The 18,279-nt window shown below is 69.2% G+C and carries 13 protein-coding genes; 2 read left to right on the plus strand and 11 right to left on the minus strand.

Translation table 11 applies throughout. From position 1 onward, the window contains the following. Positions 1-73 precede the first annotated feature (73 nt). Positions 74-2,944 (plus strand): aminomethyl-transferring glycine dehydrogenase, encoded by a 2,871-nt coding sequence (gcvP, locus tag MSM1_RS15895; RefSeq protein WP_213444219.1) that lies wholly within the window; start codon positions 74-76, stop codon positions 2,942-2,944. Here gcvP and MSM1_RS15900 read toward each other — a convergent pair. The 9 genes from MSM1_RS15900 to MSM1_RS15940 all read right to left on the minus strand — a co-directional run bounded on the left by MSM1_RS15900 (position 2,937) and on the right by MSM1_RS15940 (position 15,288). After that, complete coding sequence (locus MSM1_RS15900; RefSeq protein WP_213444220.1) at positions 2,937-3,809, minus strand: haloalkane dehalogenase; 873 nt, start codon at positions 3,807-3,809, stop codon at positions 2,937-2,939. The two genes, gcvP and MSM1_RS15900, sit on opposite strands and share 8 nt — an antisense overlap. Before the next feature lie 94 nt (positions 3,810-3,903). Beyond that, positions 3,904-5,772: a substrate-binding domain-containing protein gene (locus tag MSM1_RS15905; RefSeq protein WP_213444221.1), complete on the minus strand. Its 1,869-nt coding sequence runs from the start codon at positions 5,770-5,772 to the stop codon at positions 3,904-3,906. A 111-nt stretch (positions 5,773-5,883) separates the two neighbouring features. Further along, positions 5,884-8,070 (minus strand): malate synthase G, encoded by a 2,187-nt coding sequence (locus tag MSM1_RS15910; protein ID WP_213444222.1) that lies wholly within the window; start codon positions 8,068-8,070, stop codon positions 5,884-5,886. A 287-nt stretch (positions 8,071-8,357) separates the two neighbouring features. Next, positions 8,358-9,410: a hemolysin family protein gene (locus MSM1_RS15915; RefSeq protein ID WP_213444224.1), complete on the minus strand. Its 1,053-nt coding sequence runs from the start codon at positions 9,408-9,410 to the stop codon at positions 8,358-8,360. Next, positions 9,407-10,771 (minus strand): hemolysin family protein, encoded by a 1,365-nt coding sequence (locus MSM1_RS15920; protein WP_213444226.1) that lies wholly within the window; start codon positions 10,769-10,771, stop codon positions 9,407-9,409. Before MSM1_RS15920 ends, MSM1_RS15915 begins: the two co-directional genes overlap by 4 nt. Positions 10,772-10,938: 167 nt before the next feature. Then, complete coding sequence (locus MSM1_RS15925; RefSeq protein ID WP_213444228.1) at positions 10,939-12,375, minus strand: GuaB1 family IMP dehydrogenase-related protein; 1,437 nt, start codon at positions 12,373-12,375, stop codon at positions 10,939-10,941. Between the two features lie 30 nt (positions 12,376-12,405). After that, positions 12,406-13,863, minus strand: a complete 1,458-nt coding sequence (gene gndA, locus MSM1_RS15930; protein WP_213444230.1) for an NADP-dependent phosphogluconate dehydrogenase — start codon at positions 13,861-13,863, stop codon at positions 12,406-12,408. A 41-nt stretch (positions 13,864-13,904) separates the two neighbouring features. Next, positions 13,905-14,861, minus strand: a complete 957-nt coding sequence (locus MSM1_RS15935; RefSeq protein WP_213444232.1) for a M56 family metallopeptidase — start codon at positions 14,859-14,861, stop codon at positions 13,905-13,907. 4 nt (positions 14,862-14,865) lie between these two features. Then, positions 14,866-15,288, minus strand: coding sequence for a BlaI/MecI/CopY family transcriptional regulator (locus MSM1_RS15940; protein ID WP_213444541.1), 423 nt, complete (start codon positions 15,286-15,288; stop codon positions 14,866-14,868). Between the two features lie 161 nt (positions 15,289-15,449). On the opposite strand from MSM1_RS15940, the gene MSM1_RS15945 reads away from it, so the two are divergent. Continuing rightward, the gene (locus tag MSM1_RS15945) at positions 15,450-15,884 is read left to right on the plus strand and encodes a PaaI family thioesterase (RefSeq protein ID WP_213444234.1); all 435 of its coding nucleotides are present in this window, start codon (positions 15,450-15,452) and stop codon (positions 15,882-15,884) included. Between the two features lie 117 nt (positions 15,885-16,001). On the opposite strand, the gene MSM1_RS15950 is transcribed toward MSM1_RS15945, so the two are convergent. Next, a complete protein-coding gene (locus tag MSM1_RS15950) occupies positions 16,002-17,381 on the minus strand; it encodes an NAD(P)/FAD-dependent oxidoreductase (RefSeq protein ID WP_213444236.1) in 1,380 nt (459 codons plus the stop codon). Between the two features lie 142 nt (positions 17,382-17,523). After that, complete coding sequence (locus tag MSM1_RS15955) at positions 17,524-18,219, minus strand: SDR family oxidoreductase (RefSeq protein WP_213444238.1); 696 nt, start codon at positions 18,217-18,219, stop codon at positions 17,524-17,526. Positions 18,220-18,279 lie beyond the last annotated feature (60 nt).

Below are 18,279 nucleotides of genomic sequence, written 5' to 3' on the forward strand. Positions count from 1 at the left end.
GCGGGTATCCCCGCTTGGGGGGCGAGCCGGGTAGCCAGCCGGTGGTGGTTCCGCTCTGACGTCAGGAGTTTCGATGGCCGACCCGGACTCTGTCACCGCCCCCCGCGCATTCGCCGACCGGCACATCGGCCCGGATAGTGAGGAAATCGCGGCCATGCTCGCCGTCATCGGCGTTAACACCCTCGACGACCTGGCGGTCAAAGCGCTGCCCGCGAGCATCCTCGACACCCCGGCCGACACCGGTGCGGCACCCGGCCTGGAGCACTTGCCGCCGCCTGCCAGCGAAGCCCAGGCGCTGACCGAGCTGCGTGCGATGGCCGATGAGAACACCGTCGCGGTGTCGATGATCGGGCAGGGCTTCTACGACACCATTACGCCCCCGGTGCTGAGGCGAGGCATTTTGCAAAACCCGGCGTGGTACACCTCGTACACGCCCTACCAGGCGGAGATCAGCCAGGGTCGGCTGGAAGCGTTGCTGAATTTTCAAACGATGGTGTGCGACCTCACTGGCCTGGAGGTCGCCAACGCGTCGCTGCTCGACGAGGCCAGTGCGGCCGCCGAGGCGATGACGCTGATGCACCGCAGCGCGCGGGGCGGGTCGCACCGGCTGGCCGTCGACGTGGACCTGTTCCCCCAGAGCGCGGCGGTGCTGGCCGGCCACGCCGAGCCGCTGGGCATCGAGATCGTCACCCTCGATCTGCGTGCTGGCCTGCCGACAGGGGAGGAGTTCTTCGGCGTCATCGTCCAGCTGCCGGGCGCCAGCGGCCGGATCACCGACTGGTCCGGGTTGGTGGCGCAGGCACATGACCGCGGCGCACTGGTCGCCGTCGGCGCGGACCTGTTGGCGCTGACGCTGATCACCCCGCCCGGCGAGATCGGGGCGGACGTCGCGTTCGGGACGACGCAACGGTTCGGGGTGCCGATGGGGTTCGGCGGGCCGCATGCCGCGTATCTGGCGGTGCGCGCCGCCTACACCCGTCAGCTTCCCGGCCGGCTGGTGGGCGTCTCGGTCGACGCCGCCGGAACGCCGGCCTACCGGTTGGCGTTGCAGGCCCGTGAGCAGCACATCCGCCGGGACAAGGCGACCAGCAACATCTGCACCGCGCAGGTGCTGCTCGCGGTGATGGCCGCGATGTATGCCAGCTACCACGGCGCCGAGGGCCTGACCGCCATTGCGCGCCGCGTACACTCGCATGCTCGTCACCTGGCCGCCGGGCTGACCGAAGCCGGGATCGAGGTGGCGCATCCGGCGTTCTTCGATACCGTGCTGGCCCGGGTTCCCGGGCGGGCCGCCCAGGTGCAGGCCGCCGCCAAAGAGCGCGGTATCAACGTGTGGAAGGTGGACGACGATCACGTATCGGTCGCCTGCGACGAGACCACCACCGACGAGCATGTCACCGCCGTGCTGGCCGCGTTCGGGGCCCGGCCGGCGCGGGAGTTCCACGGCCCGGATATCGCCACCCGCACGTCGGAGTTTCTGACGCACCCGGTGTTCACCAGCTATCGCACCGAGACGTCGATGATGCGCTACCTGCGCCGGCTTGCCGATCAGGACATCGCCTTGGACCGCAGCATGATTCCGCTCGGCTCGTGCACCATGAAACTGAACGCCGCCGCCGAGATGGAGCCGATCACCTGGCCGGAGTTCGCGCGGCTGCACCCGTTCGCCCCGGCGGGCGACACCGTGGGCTTGCGTAAGCTCATCGACCAGCTGGGCAGCTGGCTCGCACAGCTCAGCGGCTATGAGGCGGTATCGCTGCAGCCCAACGCCGGCTCGCAGGGGGAGTACGCGGGCCTGCTGGCGATCCGCGGCTATCATGCTAGCCGCGGCGAACCGCACCGCGATGTCTGCCTGATTCCGTCGAGCGCGCACGGCACCAACGCCGCGTCGGCGGCGCTGGCCGGGCTACGGGTGGTCGTGGTGGCCTGCCGCGGCAACGGTGACGTCGACCTTGATGATCTGCGTGCCAAGATCGACGAGCACGCGGGCCGGGTGTCCGCGCTGATGATCACCTACCCGTCCACCCATGGCGTGTACGAACGCGACATCGCCGCGATCTGCGCCGCCGTCCACGACGCCGGCGGGCAGGTCTACGTCGACGGCGCCAACCTCAACGCGCTGATCGGCCTGGCCCGGCCCGGGAAATTCGGCGGCGACATCAGTCATCTCAACCTGCACAAGACGTTCTGCATCCCGCACGGTGGCGGGGGCCCGGGCGTCGGACCGCTGGTGGCCCGCGCGCATCTGGCGCCGTTTCTGCCGGGTCATCCGTATGCCCCCGAGCTGCCGCCGGGTCGCCCGGTGGCCTCGGCGCCTTACGGGTCGGCGTCGATCCTGCCGATCAGCTGGGCCTACATCAGGATGATGGGTGCCGCCGGCCTGCGGGCAGCGTCGCTGACCGCGATCGCGGCGGCGAACTACATCGCCCGCCGGCTCGACCGGTACTACCCGGTGCTCTACACCGGGGAGAACGGGATGGTCGCCCACGAGTGCATCCTGGATCTGCGCCCGATCACCAAGGCCACCGGCGTGACCGTCGACGACGTCGCCAAACGATTGGCGGACTACGGTTTTCACGCACCAACAATGAGCTTCCCGGTGCCTGGAACGCTGATGGTGGAGCCCACCGAAAGCGAGAGCCTGGCCGAGGTCGACGCGTTCTGCGAGGCCATGATCGCGATCCGCGGCGAGGTCGACAAAGTGGCCGCGGGGCGGTGGCCCGTCGACGACAACCCGCTGCGGGGCGCGCCACACACCGCCGATTGCCTGCTGGTGTCCGACTGGGATCACCCGTACACCCGGGAAGAGGCCGCCTACCCGCTCGGCAAAGCCTTCCGCCCCAAGGTGTGGCCGCCGGTGCGCCGCATCGACAACGCCTACGGCGACCGCAACCTCATTTGCGTGCGGCCGCAGGCGCCGTCGTACGCCTCACAGCTCAGCTGAACCGCGACGCGATCGCCGCCGCGATCGCGTCGGGGGCGTCCTCCTGGATGAAATGCTTCGCGCCGGGCAACTCCACGACGACGTGGTCGGGGAAGGCGGCGCGCATCCGCGGAATCATCGGACCGGGCCGGAATGCCGGATCCTTCATACCCCAGACCAGCAAGGCGGGCTTGGCGCCCAGCGCGGCGGGCACGTCCCGCGCGAGCCGTTCCAGCAGCGGCCGGGCGGCCCGGATCTCGGTGGGCATGCGCGCCACGCCCACCCGGTCCTGCGGGCTGGGCTGGGCCGCCCGGTAGTGCGCCATCACCGCGGCGCTGAGCCGGCGGCCGGTGCCCGCGGGAATCAGCCGCTCGACGAAGAAATTGCGCTGCAGAATCGCGTACTGCATCGGGCGGCTGGACATGAGTGCGCCGAAGGCCTTCATCGGTAGCGTGTCCGCCGGCCAGAACCAGGTGTTGCCCAAGACGATGCCGCGCACCCGATCCGCCCGCGCCACGTTGACCGCCATGCTGATTGGCCCGCCCCAGTCCTGACCCATCGTCAGGTAGCCGTCGAGGCCGAGATGATCGACCAGCTCGCCGATCACCCCCGCGTGCTCGGCGATCGTGTATCCGAATCCCGCCGGGCGCTCGGACAACCCGAAACCGAGGTAGTCCGGTGCGACACAGCGGAAGCGGTCGCGCAGCGCGATGATGATGTCGCGGTACAAAAAGCTCCAGGTCGGGTTGCCGTGGCACAGCAGGATCGGCGGGCCTTGAGAACGAGTCGGGCCCTCGTCGACATAGTGCAGGCGGCCCCTGGTGCTGTCGAACCAGCGTGACACGAATGGATACAGCCGAGGATCGGGGGTGAAATCGACACTCATCGCGCTCCTAGGTGTCGCTGCGATGCTATCAGCGACCCCGCGGCGGGGCGGATCGGCCGAGACCGGCGCACCGGGGGGCGAGAGCCGCTGGCTGTCAGCCCAAGAAGCGGGCCACCGTCGCGGCCAGCTCGGGAGAGGCCGAGGTCGCCAGGTTCTGGTAGCCGCCGCCGCTGAGCCGGGCCACCGCCTCCCAGGTCGGTCGGTCGGGGTCGCTGCCGAAGTCGATGATGTTGACCGCCACCGGCTTGTCCGGGTCTGCGCTTTGGCGGATGAAGGCTTGCAGCCCCGGCCCGTCCAGCGTTCGGTCGGTGTGCGGTCCGGCGGTGATGACCAGCACCGAATTAGGGCGGCCCGACTGGAAATTGGCCAGCGCGTCGCGGTAAACCAACCGCAAAGTGGTAAGCGACACCGCTCCACCGGGGATGGAATGCTGGTTGTCCAGCGCGGCCAGCAGCGCTTGGGAGCGGGGCTGACCGTGTACGGGCTCGTCTAACGGACCGCTGGGCACCTCCGTGCGCCCTTCGATGCCATCAAAGCTCCACAGCCCGAGCACCGACGTCGCCGGCAGCGCCCTAATCCGGTCGCCCAGCGCGCCGATCACATTGGCCAGCCGGGTATGGCCACCCTCTTCGGTGGCCATCGACTGGTCCAGCATGATGATCACGGCGGGCCCGCTCGGCGGAGCGGTCAGCGCGTCGGCCAGGGTGGCGCGCAGCGGGTCGTCGCCCACCGCCAGCGTCGAGGGTAGCGCCGCAAAGCTGGTGACGTCGCTGGGGGGCGGCTTCACGCCGGGCACGCGGAAGCCGGCTTTGGCCAGCACCGCGAGCTGGTCGGGCTTGTGCATGAACCGGGCAAACGCGCTGGCGGCGGTGACTTGCTCGGGCGATAGCCACGAACCCCGCAGCAGCACCGTCGGATAGTCGGCAACCGCGACCGGCCCGGGCGGCAGCCAGGAGCTCAACGTGCTCTCAGCCTCGGGCGTCGCCTGGCTGCGCTGGAACAGCTGCTGCTCGGTGGTGACGACCGCGTGCACCGGCGCGACGGCCGGGTCACCGGGCGCAAGCAGCGCGTTCAAAGCCGCTGCCAGGGAGTTGTCCGGCAGTTTCGGTTGCGCGTCAACCAGGGTGCGCGCCGCACCGGTCCCGGTGGTAGCCGGTGCCCCGGGAGGCGCCGATGCCGCGGCAACCGCCTCCGCGGCCAGAAAGGCGGCATCACCGTTCCCGCTGACCGGCAAGGCCAGCCGCAGCGATCCCCACCCCGGCAGGTGCAAAGCCGCCAGCGCATCGGGTGCGGTTTGCAGGCCGGGCAGCGTCGCCCACGTCTGCTGGGCAAGGGCTCGGCGGAGTTCGGGCCGGACCGCCAGCAGCACCGGCGAGGTTGCCAGCGAGCGGCTGTCGCTGACGGTTTGCCGGCCCGCGGCGGCAGTCAGCCGCGCCGTCGAAACCGAGCTGGCCGGAATCCACAGCGCGGGGCGGGCGCCAAGGTCGGCGGGCCAGTCGCCGAGGAAGCCATTGACGACGGCCTCGGAGCCCGCGGGTTTGACGCTCACCGCGACGCAGCGGTCACCCACCGGGGTTGCCGTCGTGTTGTACCGTTCGGCGAATTCCTGGACCGCTTCGGCGATGGCGGGATCGGCGATGACGGCCACCGTCTCTTTGGCGCCGACGCAGCGCCCGGCAGCCAGCTGGGCGCGGTTGGACAGCGCCATCCCGAAGAAGCGCCAGGCAATCACCGTCGCCACCGCCACGACCACAGCAACCAGGGCGGCGATCACCCCGATACTGACCCCGCGTCGGCCGCCCTCGCCGCGGTGGCCGCCGCGCCACTGCGCACCGCTGCGATGACCGCCGGTGGGCCGCGCCGCGGCCGGGAACGGCCCGTTGGCAGGGTTGGGGAAATCCGGGTCCGCGTCAAACGGCTCGCCGGCCGAATCCCCGGGCTCGGGCATGCTGTGCCTACCCATGCCGGTGTCCGACTCCTCTCCGTTGACGCCGTCGACCCACCATCGCTCGCCCCGTTGTCGGCTGCATTCCGAGTCTAGCCAGGCGGCGGGCCGGCCCGCCGCGCCCAGCGATCACGCGTGGTCGCGGGCCTTACGCTCCCGCCGGCGCCGATGCAGAATCGGCTCGGTATAGCCGTTTGGCTGCTGTGCCCCGGCCAAAATCAGGTCCTGAGCAGCCAGAAACGCGATGCTGTCATCGAAGTGCGGCGCCATCGGCCGGTAGTTGGGGTCCCCGGCGTTCTGCCGGTCGACCATCGGGGCCATCCGCTCCAGACCGGCCCGCACGTCCTCGGCGGTGATCACCCCGTGGCGTAGCCAGTTGGCCAGCAATTGGCTGGAGATCCGCAGCGTGGCACGGTCTTCCATCAAGGCGATGTTGTGGATGTCGGGCACCTTCGAACAGCCGACGCCCTGGTCGATCCAGCGCACCACGTAGCCCAGGATCGACTGGCAGTTGTTGTCGACCTCTTCGCGGATCTCCTCCGGAGCCCAGGCCAGTTCTTTCGCCAGCGGAATGCTCAACAACTGGTCGATGGTGGTGCGCTTCTGGCCGGCAAGTTGCCGCTGCACCGCGAGCACGTCGACCTGGTGGTAGTGCAACGCATGCAGGGTGGCCGCGGTGGGTGAGGGCACCCACGCGGTGCTGGCGCCGGCGCGGGGCTGAGCGATCTTTTGCTCGACCATGTCGGCCATCAGCTCGGTTGCGGTCCACATGCCTTTGCCGATCTGAGCGCGGCCGGTGAACCCGGCCGCCAGCCCGACGTCGACGTTGTTGTCTTCGTAGGCAAGGATCCACGGCTGGGTTTTCATGGCACCCTTGCGCACCATCGGCCCGGCCTCCATCGAAGTGTGGATTTCGTCGCCGGTGCGGTCCAGGAAACCGGTGTTGATGAACACCACCCGGTCGGCCGCGGCCTTGATGCAGGCTTTCAGGTTGACGCTGGTGCGCCGCTCCTCGTCCATCACCCCGACCTTGAGGGTGGTCTGCGGCAACCCCAGCACGTCTTCGACCCGGCTGAACAGCTCGCCGGTAAACGCGACTTCCTCGGGGCCGTGCATCTTCGGTTTGACGATGTAGATGGCACCGGTGCGGCTGTTGACCAGCGGCCCGTTGACATCGCTGGCCTTCAGCCCGTGGATCGCGATCAGGCCGGTGAACAACGCGTCCATGATGCCCTCGAACACCTCGTTGCCGTCGCTGTCAACGATGGCGTCGTTGGTCAGCAGGTGGCCCACGTTGCGCACGAACATCAGGCTGCGCCCGGGCAGGGTGAACATGCTGCCGTCGGGCGCGGTGTAGCGGCGATCGCCGTTGAGCACGCGGGTGAAGGTCCTGCCGTCCTTGGTGACCTCTGCGGTCAGGTCGCCTTTGTTCAGGCCCAGCCAGTTGCGGTAGCCGTGCACCTTGTCGTCGGCGTCGACGGCGGCCACCGAGTCCTCGAAGTCGATGATCGTGGTGATGGCCGACTCCAGGATCACGTCTTTGATCCCGGCGCGGTCGGTCGTGCCGATCGGCGAATGCGGATCGATGAGGATGTCGATGTGCAGGCCGTGGTTGACCAGCAGCACCGACGCCGGTGTCTCGGGCTCGCCGGTGTAGCCGGCGAGCTGGCCGCCGGTCGCTAATGTGGTGCGCAGCCCGTTGGCCAAGGCGACGACCAGCTGGCCGCTCTCGACGGACAGACCCGTGGCCTCCGACCAGGAGCCGTTGCCCAGCGGAACGGCGTCATCGAGGAACTTGCGGGCATAGGCGATTACCCTCTCGCCGCGCACGGGATTGTAGCCGGCACCCCGGTGGGCGCCCCCGGCCTCCGGGATGACATCGGTGCCATACAGCGCGTCATACAGCGAGCCCCAGCGGGCGTTGACCGCGTTCAGCGCGAACCGCGCGTTGAGCACCGGCACCACCAGCTGCGGGCCGGCCGTCACGGCGATCTCGTCGTCGACACCGGACGTGGTGATGGTGAAGTCGTCGGGTTCGGGCAGCAGATAGCCGATCTGGGTGAGGAATTGACGGTAGGCCTCCGAGTCGTGCGGCTCGATGACGTGGTGGCGGTGCCACCGGTCGATCTGAGCCTGCAGCTCGTCGCGGCGAGCCAGCAGCTCCTGGTTTTTGGGGGTGAGGTCGGTGATGACCTTGTCCGCGCCCGCCCAGAAACCGTCCGGGTCGACGTCGGTACCGGGCAGAGCCTCGTTGTTGATGAAGTCGTAGAGCACGCGGGCGACGCGCAGGTTTCCCACCGGCACGCGATCGGTCATCAAGTACCCTCCTCGTCGGCAACTCACCGGCAACTAGCTCAGCCTACCGGCCGCGGCACGACCACCACGTTTCGCAACCCCGCTCCGGCAGGTCACACCGGGCGGCGATACCGCCCCAAGGGGCGGGGCATGTTCTGTAACCGGCCGCTGGCAACGCTCCGTCGGGGCGCCTCCGGGGTTCCCACCGGTCGGCGACCATCGGAGGGTACTCGTCGTTGCTGACGTCATCCAGCCCGCAGCGGGTGCGGAGTTCCGCCCGACCCGAGACACGTCCGGCCCGTGCCACGTCAGACCTGGCGCGTTCCGTCACCCGCGGCGCCGACCAGCTCACCCACCAAATCGGCGAGTGCCACCATCGCGACCACAGCGCCGTTCGCGGCGGTCACCAGCGCCAGATGGCTATTGGTGCGGCGTAGCTGCGAGAGGGCTTCCGCCAGCGGCGTCGACTCGCCGAGCAGTGGCAGCGGGCGCACCGCCGCCAGATCAACCACGGCGTGCCGATCGTCGGCGAGTGCCAACACGTCCTTGATGTGCACATACCCGACGAAGTTGCGGTCTGCGCCCTGCACCGGAAACCGCGAGTAGCCGGTCTCGGCCAGCGCTCGCTCGAGCGCTGCGACCATCGGTCCGGAGCCCTCGGTGGCCACCGGCACCGCCCGAACATCGGCCAGCGGCACCGCGACGTCGGCGACCACGCGGTTGCGAATCTGCAGCGCCCGGGTGAGCCGGGTGTGCTCCTCGCGATCCAGTAACCCTTCCGACACCGATTCGGCGATCATCTCGCTGAGTTCGACGGTGGAGACGGTGACGTCGAACTCGTCCTTGGGCGCCACCCGCAGCGCCCGCAAAGTTACCCGGGCGCACCAGTTGTACCACCGGATAACCGGGCCGGCCACCCTCAGGTAGGCCAAATAGGGCGGGATCAACAGCATTGCGGCCTGCTCCGGGCCGGCGATGGCGATATTCTTCGGCACCATTTCGCCCAGCAGCACGTGCAACGTCACCACGACGACCAGCGCCACCACGAACGACACCGGTTGCAGCAGCCCATCGGAGAGCCCCGCCGCGCGCAAGGGCCGCTCCAGCACATCGGCCACCGCGGGCTGGCCGATGCGGCCCAGCAGGATCGAGGACACCGTGATTCCCAGCTGGGCGCCCGCGAACATCAGCGGAAGTTGCTCACCGGCTCGCAGCGCCGTGACGGCGCGGCGTTTGCCGTGTTCGGCCAGCGCTCCCAGCCGGTCGCGGCGCGCCGAGATGAGCGCGAATTCCGCCCCCACGAAGAACGCGTTGGTGCCAATCAGCACGACGGTCAGCAGCACGCGCAGCACATCCGTCATCGGTGCCTCCGCTCGCGCCGGCTCCCCCCGCCACCCGGCCGGAGCTCGAGCAGGTCGATGCGCCGGCCGTCCATCCGCACCACGGTCGCCAGCCAGTGCGCTGGGTGATCGGCACGCCCCTGCGGGTCGAATGCCACCAGTTCCACCGTCTCGCCGACGGCTGGAATGTGGCCGAGCCGCGCCAGCACCAGCCCGCCGATCGTCTCGTATTCGCCCTCGGGAGCCCGATAGCCCGTGGCCGCGGCCACTTCATCGATGCGTAACAGGCCGGAGACCCGCCATCCGCCGCCGGCGGCCACCACATCGGGGGTGGCGTCGTCGTGCTCGTCGCGGACGTCGCCCACGATCTCCTCGATCAGATCCTCCATCGTGACCATGCCCGCGGTGCCCCCGTACTCGTCGACCACCAGCGCGGCCTGCAGGTCACTACCGCGGATTTGGGCCATCACCGCGTCGCCGTCCAGCGTCGACGGCACCACCGCCACCGGCTTGGCGATAGCGGTGAGCGGCGTGTGGGCGCGCTCCTCGGGAGCCACCTCGAAAATCTGTTTGACGTGCACGATGCCGACGGGGTCATCGAGGTCGCCGTCCACGATCGGAAAGCGGGAGAACCCCGTTTCCGCGGCGGTGGCCGCCAGCTCGGCGACGGTGTCGCCGGTTTGCAGCGCCACAACTTTCGACCGGGGTGTCATCAACTCCTCGGCTGTCAGCGCGCCAAACTGCAGTGATCGGCGTACCAGCCCCGCTGTGGTGGGGTCCAGGGTGCCGCTGCGCGCCGAGGTGTGCACCAGCGACAACAGCTCCTGCGCCGAGCGGGCGGACCGCAGCTTTTGGGTGGGCTGGACACCCAGCCGTCGCAGTATCCAGTTCGCCGTTCCGTTCGTCAGCCGAATGGTCGGCGTCATGAGCCAGGCGAACGCCAGCTGCAGGCCCACGACGGCACGGGCGACGGGAAGCGGGCGCGCCACGGCGAGGTTTTTCGGCACCAGCTCGCCGAACACCATGGCCAATGACGTGACGACCGCCAACGCCGCGAACGCGGTGATCCCGTCCGCGACCCGGTCGGGTACCCCCAGGGCATCCATCACCGGGTGCGGCAGGTCGGCAACCATGGGCTCGGTGAGGTAGCCCGTCGCCAAAGTGGTGATGGAAATCCCCAGCTGGGCACCGGACAGCTGAAACGACAACGTGTGGTGTGCGTGCTGGAGGTAGCGCCCTCGGCGGTCACCGCCGCGGGCGTTGGCTTCGACGGTGCTGCGCTCCAGGGCGGTCAGCGAGAATTCGGCGGCAACAAACATCGCGGTGCCCGCGGTGAGCACCGCGATAGCCATCAGGCTGAGCACGGTGACGGTGATGTTCATCGGTGCAATAACCCGGGCGACCGCTTGGCCCGGAAGCCCACGGCCTCAACGGGTGCCTGCGGCACGTGATCCCTTTCGCTCGATGCCGCACAGCGCGTTGCTGCGGCTTGAAGCTCACATGCTAGCGAAGACCACCGCCGCCACCGCCAACCTCCGCCACGAGCGGGTCACCAGCCGAAGGGCAGCGGATGGCCCTCGGCAAAACCCGCGATGGACTGCACGCCGATCACGGCACGCTCGTGCAATTCCGCCAGCGTCGCAGCGCCGACGTAGGTGCAGGTGCTGCGCACCCCGGAGGTGATGTGGTCGATCAGATCCTCAACGCCGCCACGGTCGGGGTCCAGTCCCATCCGCGACGTCGAAATCCCTTCCTCGAACAACGCTTTGCGAGCGCTGTCATAGGCGCTGTCCGCGGCGGTGCGGGCGACCACCGCCCGCTTGGACGCCATTCCGTAGCTCTCCTTGTACGGACGGTTGTCACGGTCACGCATCAGGTCGCCGGGGGATTCGTAGGTGCCGGCGAACCACGAGCCGATCATCACGTTCGACGCACCGGCAGCCAGCGCGAGCGCCACGTCCCGCGGGTGGCGGACGCCGCCGTCGGCCCACACGTGGGCATCGAGTTCTTTTGCTGCACGGGCACATTCGAGAACGGCGGAGAACTGGGGCCGTCCCACCCCGGTCATCATGCGGGTGGTGCACATGGCACCGGGGCCGACACCGACCTTGACGATGTTCGCGCCCGCGCCGATCAGGTCTCGGGTGCCCTCGGCGGACACCACGTTGCCCGCGGCCAGGGGCACGCCCAGCTCCAGCGAGCTGACCGCCCTGATCGCCTCCAGCGTCTTCTCCTGGTGTCCGTGCGCGGTGTCGATCACCACCAGGTCGACACCGGCCTGCACCAGGGCCTGGGCCCTGGCGGCGGCGTCGCCGCTGATGCCGAGCGCCGCGCCGATGCGCAACCGCCCCGTAGCGTCGACGGCCGGCGTGTAGATGCCGGCGCGGATCGCCCCGGCGCGGGTCAGCACCCCCGCCAGCGTGCCGTCGGCGCTGGTTAACACCGCGAGGTCGATCGGGGCGTGCTCGAGCAGATCGAAAACCTTACGCGGATCGGTACCCGCCGGGGCGGTCACAAAGTCGGTGACCGCGACATCGCGCACCCGGGTGAAGCGGTCCACCCCCATGCAGGACGCCTCGGTCACCAGGCCGATCGGGCGGCCGTCGGAAACCACCACCGCCGCGCCGTGCGCCCGCTTGTGGATCAGCGCGGTCGCGTCGGACACCGAGTCGTCGGGCCCCAGGATCACCGGGGTGTCGACGACGAGGTCACGGCTTTTGACGAAATCCACCGTCTGTTTGACCGCGGTGATCGGAAGGTCTTGCGGCAGTATCACGATCCCGCCGCGTCGGGCAACGGTCTCGGCCATCCGCCGCCCGGCCACCGCGCTCATGTTGGCGACCACCACCGGGATAGTGGTCCCGGAGCCATCGTGGGTCGACAGGTCGACGTCGAATCGGGATGCCACATCCGAGCGGTTGGGCATGATGAACACGTCATCGTAGGTCAGGTCGTATCCGGGCCGGTGCCCGTCCAAAAACCTCATTGGTTGCGCTCGCGCCCCCTATTAGATCGGCTACGCCGGTATTTCGCTGCGGTCCCCGCTCCACAGCGTGTGAAACGAGCCAGGCTCGTCGATCCGCCGGTAGGTGTGCGCCCCGAAGAAGTCGCGCTGGGCTTGGGTGAGCGCGGCGGGCAGCCGCTCGGCGCGCAGCGCATCGTAATACGACAACGCCGAGGCGAAGCCCGGGATCGGGATACCCCGTTGGGTCGCGGTGCACACCACGCGCCGCCAACTGTCGATCGCCGATTCGAGTGCGCTGCGGAAATACGGCGCGACGATCAGGGTGGCCAGGTTGGGGTCGGCGTCGAAGGCCGCTTTGATGCGGTCGAGGAACTTCGCGCGGATGATGCAGCCGCCGCGCCAGATGGTCGCCAGATCGCCGGGCGCGATGCCCCAGCCGTATTCGGCGCTGCCGGCCTGGATCTGGTTGAAGCCCTGCGCGTACGCGATGATCTTCGAAGCGAACAGGGCCCGGCGGATGTCCTCGGTGAACGTGTCGGGGTCGCCGGGACGCTCGGCCAGCCTGCCCGCCGCCAGCCCGACGGCGGCCCGGCGTTGCCCGACCGCGCCCGACAGCGCACGGGCGAACACCGCCTCGGCGATCCCGGTCACCGGCACGCCCAGGTCGAGCGCCGACTGGACGGTCCAACGACCGGTGCCTTTCTGCTCGGCCTCGTCGAGGATGACGTCCACCAGCGGTTTGCCGGTCTTGGCATCGGGCTGTCGCAACACCTCCGCGGTGATCTGCACCAAATAGCTGTCCAGATCGCCGGTGTTCCACTCGGCGACCACATCGGCGATCCGCGGTGCGCTGAGCCCCAGGCCGTCGCGTAACAGTTGATAGGCCTCGCCGATCAGCTGCATATCGCAGTACTCGATGCCGTTGTGCACCATCTTCGCAAAATGCCCGGACCCATCGGGGCCGACGTGGGCACAACACGGCACACCGTCGACGTGGGCGGAGATCTTTTCCAGCATGGGGCCCAGCGATGCATACGACTCCGCGGATCCGCCGGCCATGATCGACGGCCCCGTCAGCGCGCCCTCTTCGCCTCCGGAGATGCCGGCGCCGACGAAGTGCAGACCGCGCCGCGCCATCGCCTTCTCGCGGCGGATGGTGTCGGTGTAGAGCGCGTTGCCGCCGTCGATGATGATGTCGCCGGGATCCATGGCCGCGGCAAGCTGGTCGATGACGGCATCGGTGGCCTCCCCGGCGTTGACCATGATCAGCACACGACGCGGCTTTCCCAGCGCAGCCAACAGGTCGGGGATGGTCTCAGCGCGCACGAAGCTGCCCTCGGAGCCATGCTCGGCCAGCAGCGCATCGGTTTTGGCGACCGACCGGTTGTGCACGGCCACGGTGTAGCCGTGCCGGGCGAAGTTACGGGCGATGCTAGAGCCCATCACACCCAGACCGGTGACCCCGATCTGGGCGGTGGCGGCGTCAGTGCCCGGTTGCGTCGAGCCCATGTATGTTGTCGCGCCTCCTTCGGAGGTGGCCTCCATGTCGGCTAGCCGGTGAAAAGCCGGCGCAGTTCGATAAGCCACGGGACGGCCAGCGCCACAGTGGGCACCACCAGCACCGCCGCCGCAGCCAGGTAGGTGGCCGCCGACAACGCCACGCTGTTGCCGCGGCCCGACAGTCGGCGCACCCGCAGCACGGTAGTGGGGCCCCCGGCGGCCAGCGCGCCCGCCGGGGGCTGCGCGGCCGCGCATGTGACCAATGCCCGAGCCAGGGGGGTACGTCCGGCGGCGCGCACCGCGGCGTCATCGGCTAACAGCTCGACCAGCAGCCGCACCGCGTCCAGCGCGCAGGCGCTGCGGACCACTCGGGGAAACGCGGCGTGCACCGCGGTGAAGGCCTCTAGCACAAGGTCATGACGAGCGCGCAGGTGGGCGCGTTCGTGGCTGAGGATCGCGGCGACTTCGTCGTCGGTGAGGCTGCTCAGCGCCCCCTCGCTGACCACCACGCGGCTGCGCACCCCGGGCAGGCAGTAGGCGAGCGGCTGCGCCACATCCAAGACGCGCAGGTCGCGGGTGCTTCGGGTGCGGGCGCCCAAGGCGGGCGCCGCGTCGTGCGCGACGCCGACCAAGTCGACGAGCATGCGGTGATGGGCTCGCCGCCGCCGGGTGGCGACGGCGACCCGAAGAACAGCGACCGCCAGCCGCGCGCCGATCAGCACGGTGAGCATAAAGACCCCGACATACAGCGCCCACAGCGGCCAGCCGAGCCCGGCGATGTCACCGATGACGCCGGCGGTAGGCCTGCCGTTGGCGCCCGGCATCAGCAACCTGCTGGCGATCGCGATGCCCGCGCTGAACGCCGACAGCACCGCGGCCAGCGCGATCGCCTGCCACAACACCACCGTGGCCCGCGGGGCACGCAACGGCCACGCCGCCCGCGCCAGCACCGCCGGCACCGGGCCGGCCAGCAGCACCGCAAGGACGGTGAAGGCCAGCGCAGACACGCTGTCAGCCTCCCTCGGTCTCCAGACCCGGCGCTCTGCGGGATTGCCGGTGGCCGGATTCCAGTTCGGCCAGCGCGCGCCGCAGTGCGTCGGCTTCGTCGGCGCCGACACGCTCGACGAAGTGCACCAGCGCAGCGTGTCTGCTGCCGGAGTCCGCCGCCTGATCCAGCGCATCGACCATCAGCCCGGCGACCAGCTCGTCGCGGCTGTGCACCGGCGCGTAGCGATGCGCCCGCTCGTCGCGGATCTGGGAAACCAGGTTCTTCTTCGCCAGCCGTTGCAGCACCGTCATCACGGTCGTGTATGCCAGGTCGCGGCGCGCAGACAACGCTTCGTGGACCTGGCGGACGGTCTGCGGTGCCGGCGCGGACCACAGGTGATCCATCACCGAGCGTTCCAGGTCTCCCAACCGCGTCAGCTTGGGCATGGGCATAGTTCACTCATCTTCCGGTCGGTGACAACCAGCCTACCCGGTTACTACCGGCGGTCGTATCGGCGGGCACTCGCAACCGGCAATCCTGCCCGATCTGATCATCGGGGTGGAGGTGAACCCGGCTGCGGCGCTTCGAGCCTCCGAGGTGTAAACACATGGGCGTGCCGTCGTCGCTTACCCCGGTCGGTCCCCCGGATTTCCCCACGCCGTTCGACCGGGAACTGGGGCTGGTGTTCACCGAGATCGGTCCCGACGCCACCCGGGCGCAGCTGGAGGTGACACCCAAGCTGTTGCAGCCGATGGGCATCGTGCACGGCGGGGTCTACTGCTCGATGATCGAGAGCCTGGCCAGCGCCGCGGCCTACGCCTGGCTGGCGACTCAGGGCGGCGGCAACGTCGTCGGCGTCAACAACAACACCGACTTTCTGCGCGCCATCGGCTCGGGCACGGTGTATGGCACCGCCACACCGCTGCACCGGGGGCGCCGTCAGCAGCTTTGGCTGGTGATCATCAGCGACGCCACCGATCGGGTGGTGGCCCGCGGTCAGGTGCGGTTGCAGAACCTGCACCGGCAGCTCGCCAACGGCTGAGCGGAGGCGCCTGCGACCGCTCGCGTGCGCCAGCCGGTCCCGTGATCAGGCAGCCGGGTTTCGGAAAGCCAGGAAGCCGGAAAGCACGGAAAGCCGGCAAGCCGGAAAGCCGTTCGGTTAGCCGGCTTTCGGCGCTTCGCCGCGGCGCTCCTCGGCGGCCAGTACCGCCAGCTGCTCGAGCCGGGTGCGGGCGAACGCCTGCTGTTCGGTGATGGTCAGCTGGCTGCGCCGGTTGCTCAGGAAAGTCACGGTCCACGACAGCAGCGTGGTGAGCTGATTCTTGAAGCCGACCAAATACGCCAGGTGCAGCACCAGCCAGGCCAACCAGGCAAGAAAGCCGCTGAACTCTAGTCGGCCGATCTTGGCGACCGCTGAGAACCGCGACACCGAGGCCATCGACCCCTTGTCGAAGTACCGAAACGGCTCCCGCTGCGCCGGATCGGCGCCGGCGAGTTCGGCTTTGATCGTGTTAGCGGCGTACTTGCCTCCCTGAATGGCTCCCTGCGCCACCCCCGGTACCCCCTCGACGGCCGCCATGTCACCGACCACGAACACCTGCGGGTGACCCGGAATGGTCAAGTCGGGCAGCACCTTGACCCGCCCCGCCCGGTCCAGTTCGGCTCCGGACTGCTCGGCGAGGTCACGACCCAGCGGGCTAGCCAAAACACCGGCCGACCACACCTTGCACGCCGAATCGATGCGGCGAATGGTGCCATCGGAGTCCGTGACCGTGATACCGTCGCGGTCGACATTGGTGACCATCGCGCCGAGTTGGATCTCCACGCCCAATCTCTTCAGCCGTGTGGCCGCCTTCCGGCCGAGCCTGTCGCCCATCGACGGCAGCACCGCGGGCGCGGCGTCGAGCAGGATCACCCGCGCCTTGGTGGGATCGATGTGCCGGAAAACCCCCTTTAGGGTATGGCGGGCCAGCTCGGCAATTTGCCCGGCCATCTCCACCCCGGTGGGCCCGGCGCCGATGACGGTGAAGGTCAGCAGCTTTTCGCGGCGCTGCGGATCGCGGGAGCGCTCCGCCTGTTCGAACGCGCTCAGGATCCTCCCGCGCAGTTCCAGCGCGTCGTCGATGGATTTCATGCCGGGCGCGAACTCGGCGAAGTGGTCGTTGCCGAAGTAGGACTGACCGGCCCCGGCGGCGACGATCAGGCTGTCATAGGCGGTTTCGTAGCTGTGGCCCAGCAAATCCGAGATAACGACCTTGCGGCTGAGGTCGATCCGGGTGACGTCCCCGAGCAGCACTTGGACGTTGCGCTGCCTGCGCAACACCACCCGGGTCGGCGGGGCGATTTCGCCTTCGGAGATGATGCCCGTCGCCACCTGGTACAACAGCGGCTGGAACAGGTGGTGGGTGGTGCGCGCGATCAGCTTGATGTCGACATCGGCCCGGGCGAGCGTCTTGGCCGCGTTCAGCCCGCCGAATCCGGAGCCGATGATGACGACTTGATGCCGACGATTGGCAGTTGCGCCGGGATGGCTACTCATAGGCTCATAGGCGTCATAGGCTCATAGGCGGGGTTGCTCCTTGACGGTGACGGCGGTCCCGTGCACAGCCTAGCCGCCGTGGCGAGCTGCGGCACTCCGCTGCCACGGCCGACGCTCTCGGGGTTTGACCGGCAGCGGTCCGCTAGCCGCAACGAGTCAGCGCACCGCTGCTGACATGCAACATCTGCCCGGTGACATGGCGAGCCGCGGGGGAGGTCACAAACAGCGCCAACCGGGCGATCTCTGCCGCAACCGTCGGCGGGACCCTGGACAGACCCGCATACCCCGGCGCGGCGCCGCGCCCACACGCGATCGCGTTGACGGTGATGCCGCGAGCGCCGAACACGCCCGCCTGCCCGGCGACCCAGTTCGCCAGCGCAGCCTTGGCCGCCGCCTGGGCGCTGCCCGCGCGCGCATTCTCGGGCACCACCGCGAGGATCGAGCCGCCGGAGCGCAGGTGATCGGCCACGAGTTGGGTGGTCAGCACCGCTGACAGCGCCGTGTCGTCCAGCGCGTGGCGCCAGGCGCCAGCCAGGTCCGCAAGGGACGCCCGGGACGCAACGGAATAGCCGTGCGGCCCGCCGGGATCCCAGCGCGGTGCGGGCACATTGACAAGGGTGTCCAAGTGGCGTGGAAATAGCCCGTGGGCTTCGGTGAGGCTGGCAGGGTCGGTGTTGTCGCAGACGATGGCCTCCACGTCGAGTTCCTTGGCGGCGACTTCGAGATCGTCGCGGCGCGCACCTGTCAGCGTCACCGTGTGGCCGGCGTCGCGAAAACCTTCGGCGACGGTGCGCCCCAGCTCGGTATCTCCGCCGGTGACCAGCACCTCCATGGCCATGACCTCCCTGTCCTCGACACCGCTTCACCGGGCCGTCCCGCACCTGCCGAGACTCGGCGC

Source organism: Mycobacterium sp. SM1 (genome assembly GCF_018361265.1).
In the GTDB taxonomy this organism is placed as follows: domain Bacteria; phylum Actinomycetota; class Actinomycetes; order Mycobacteriales; family Mycobacteriaceae; genus Mycobacterium.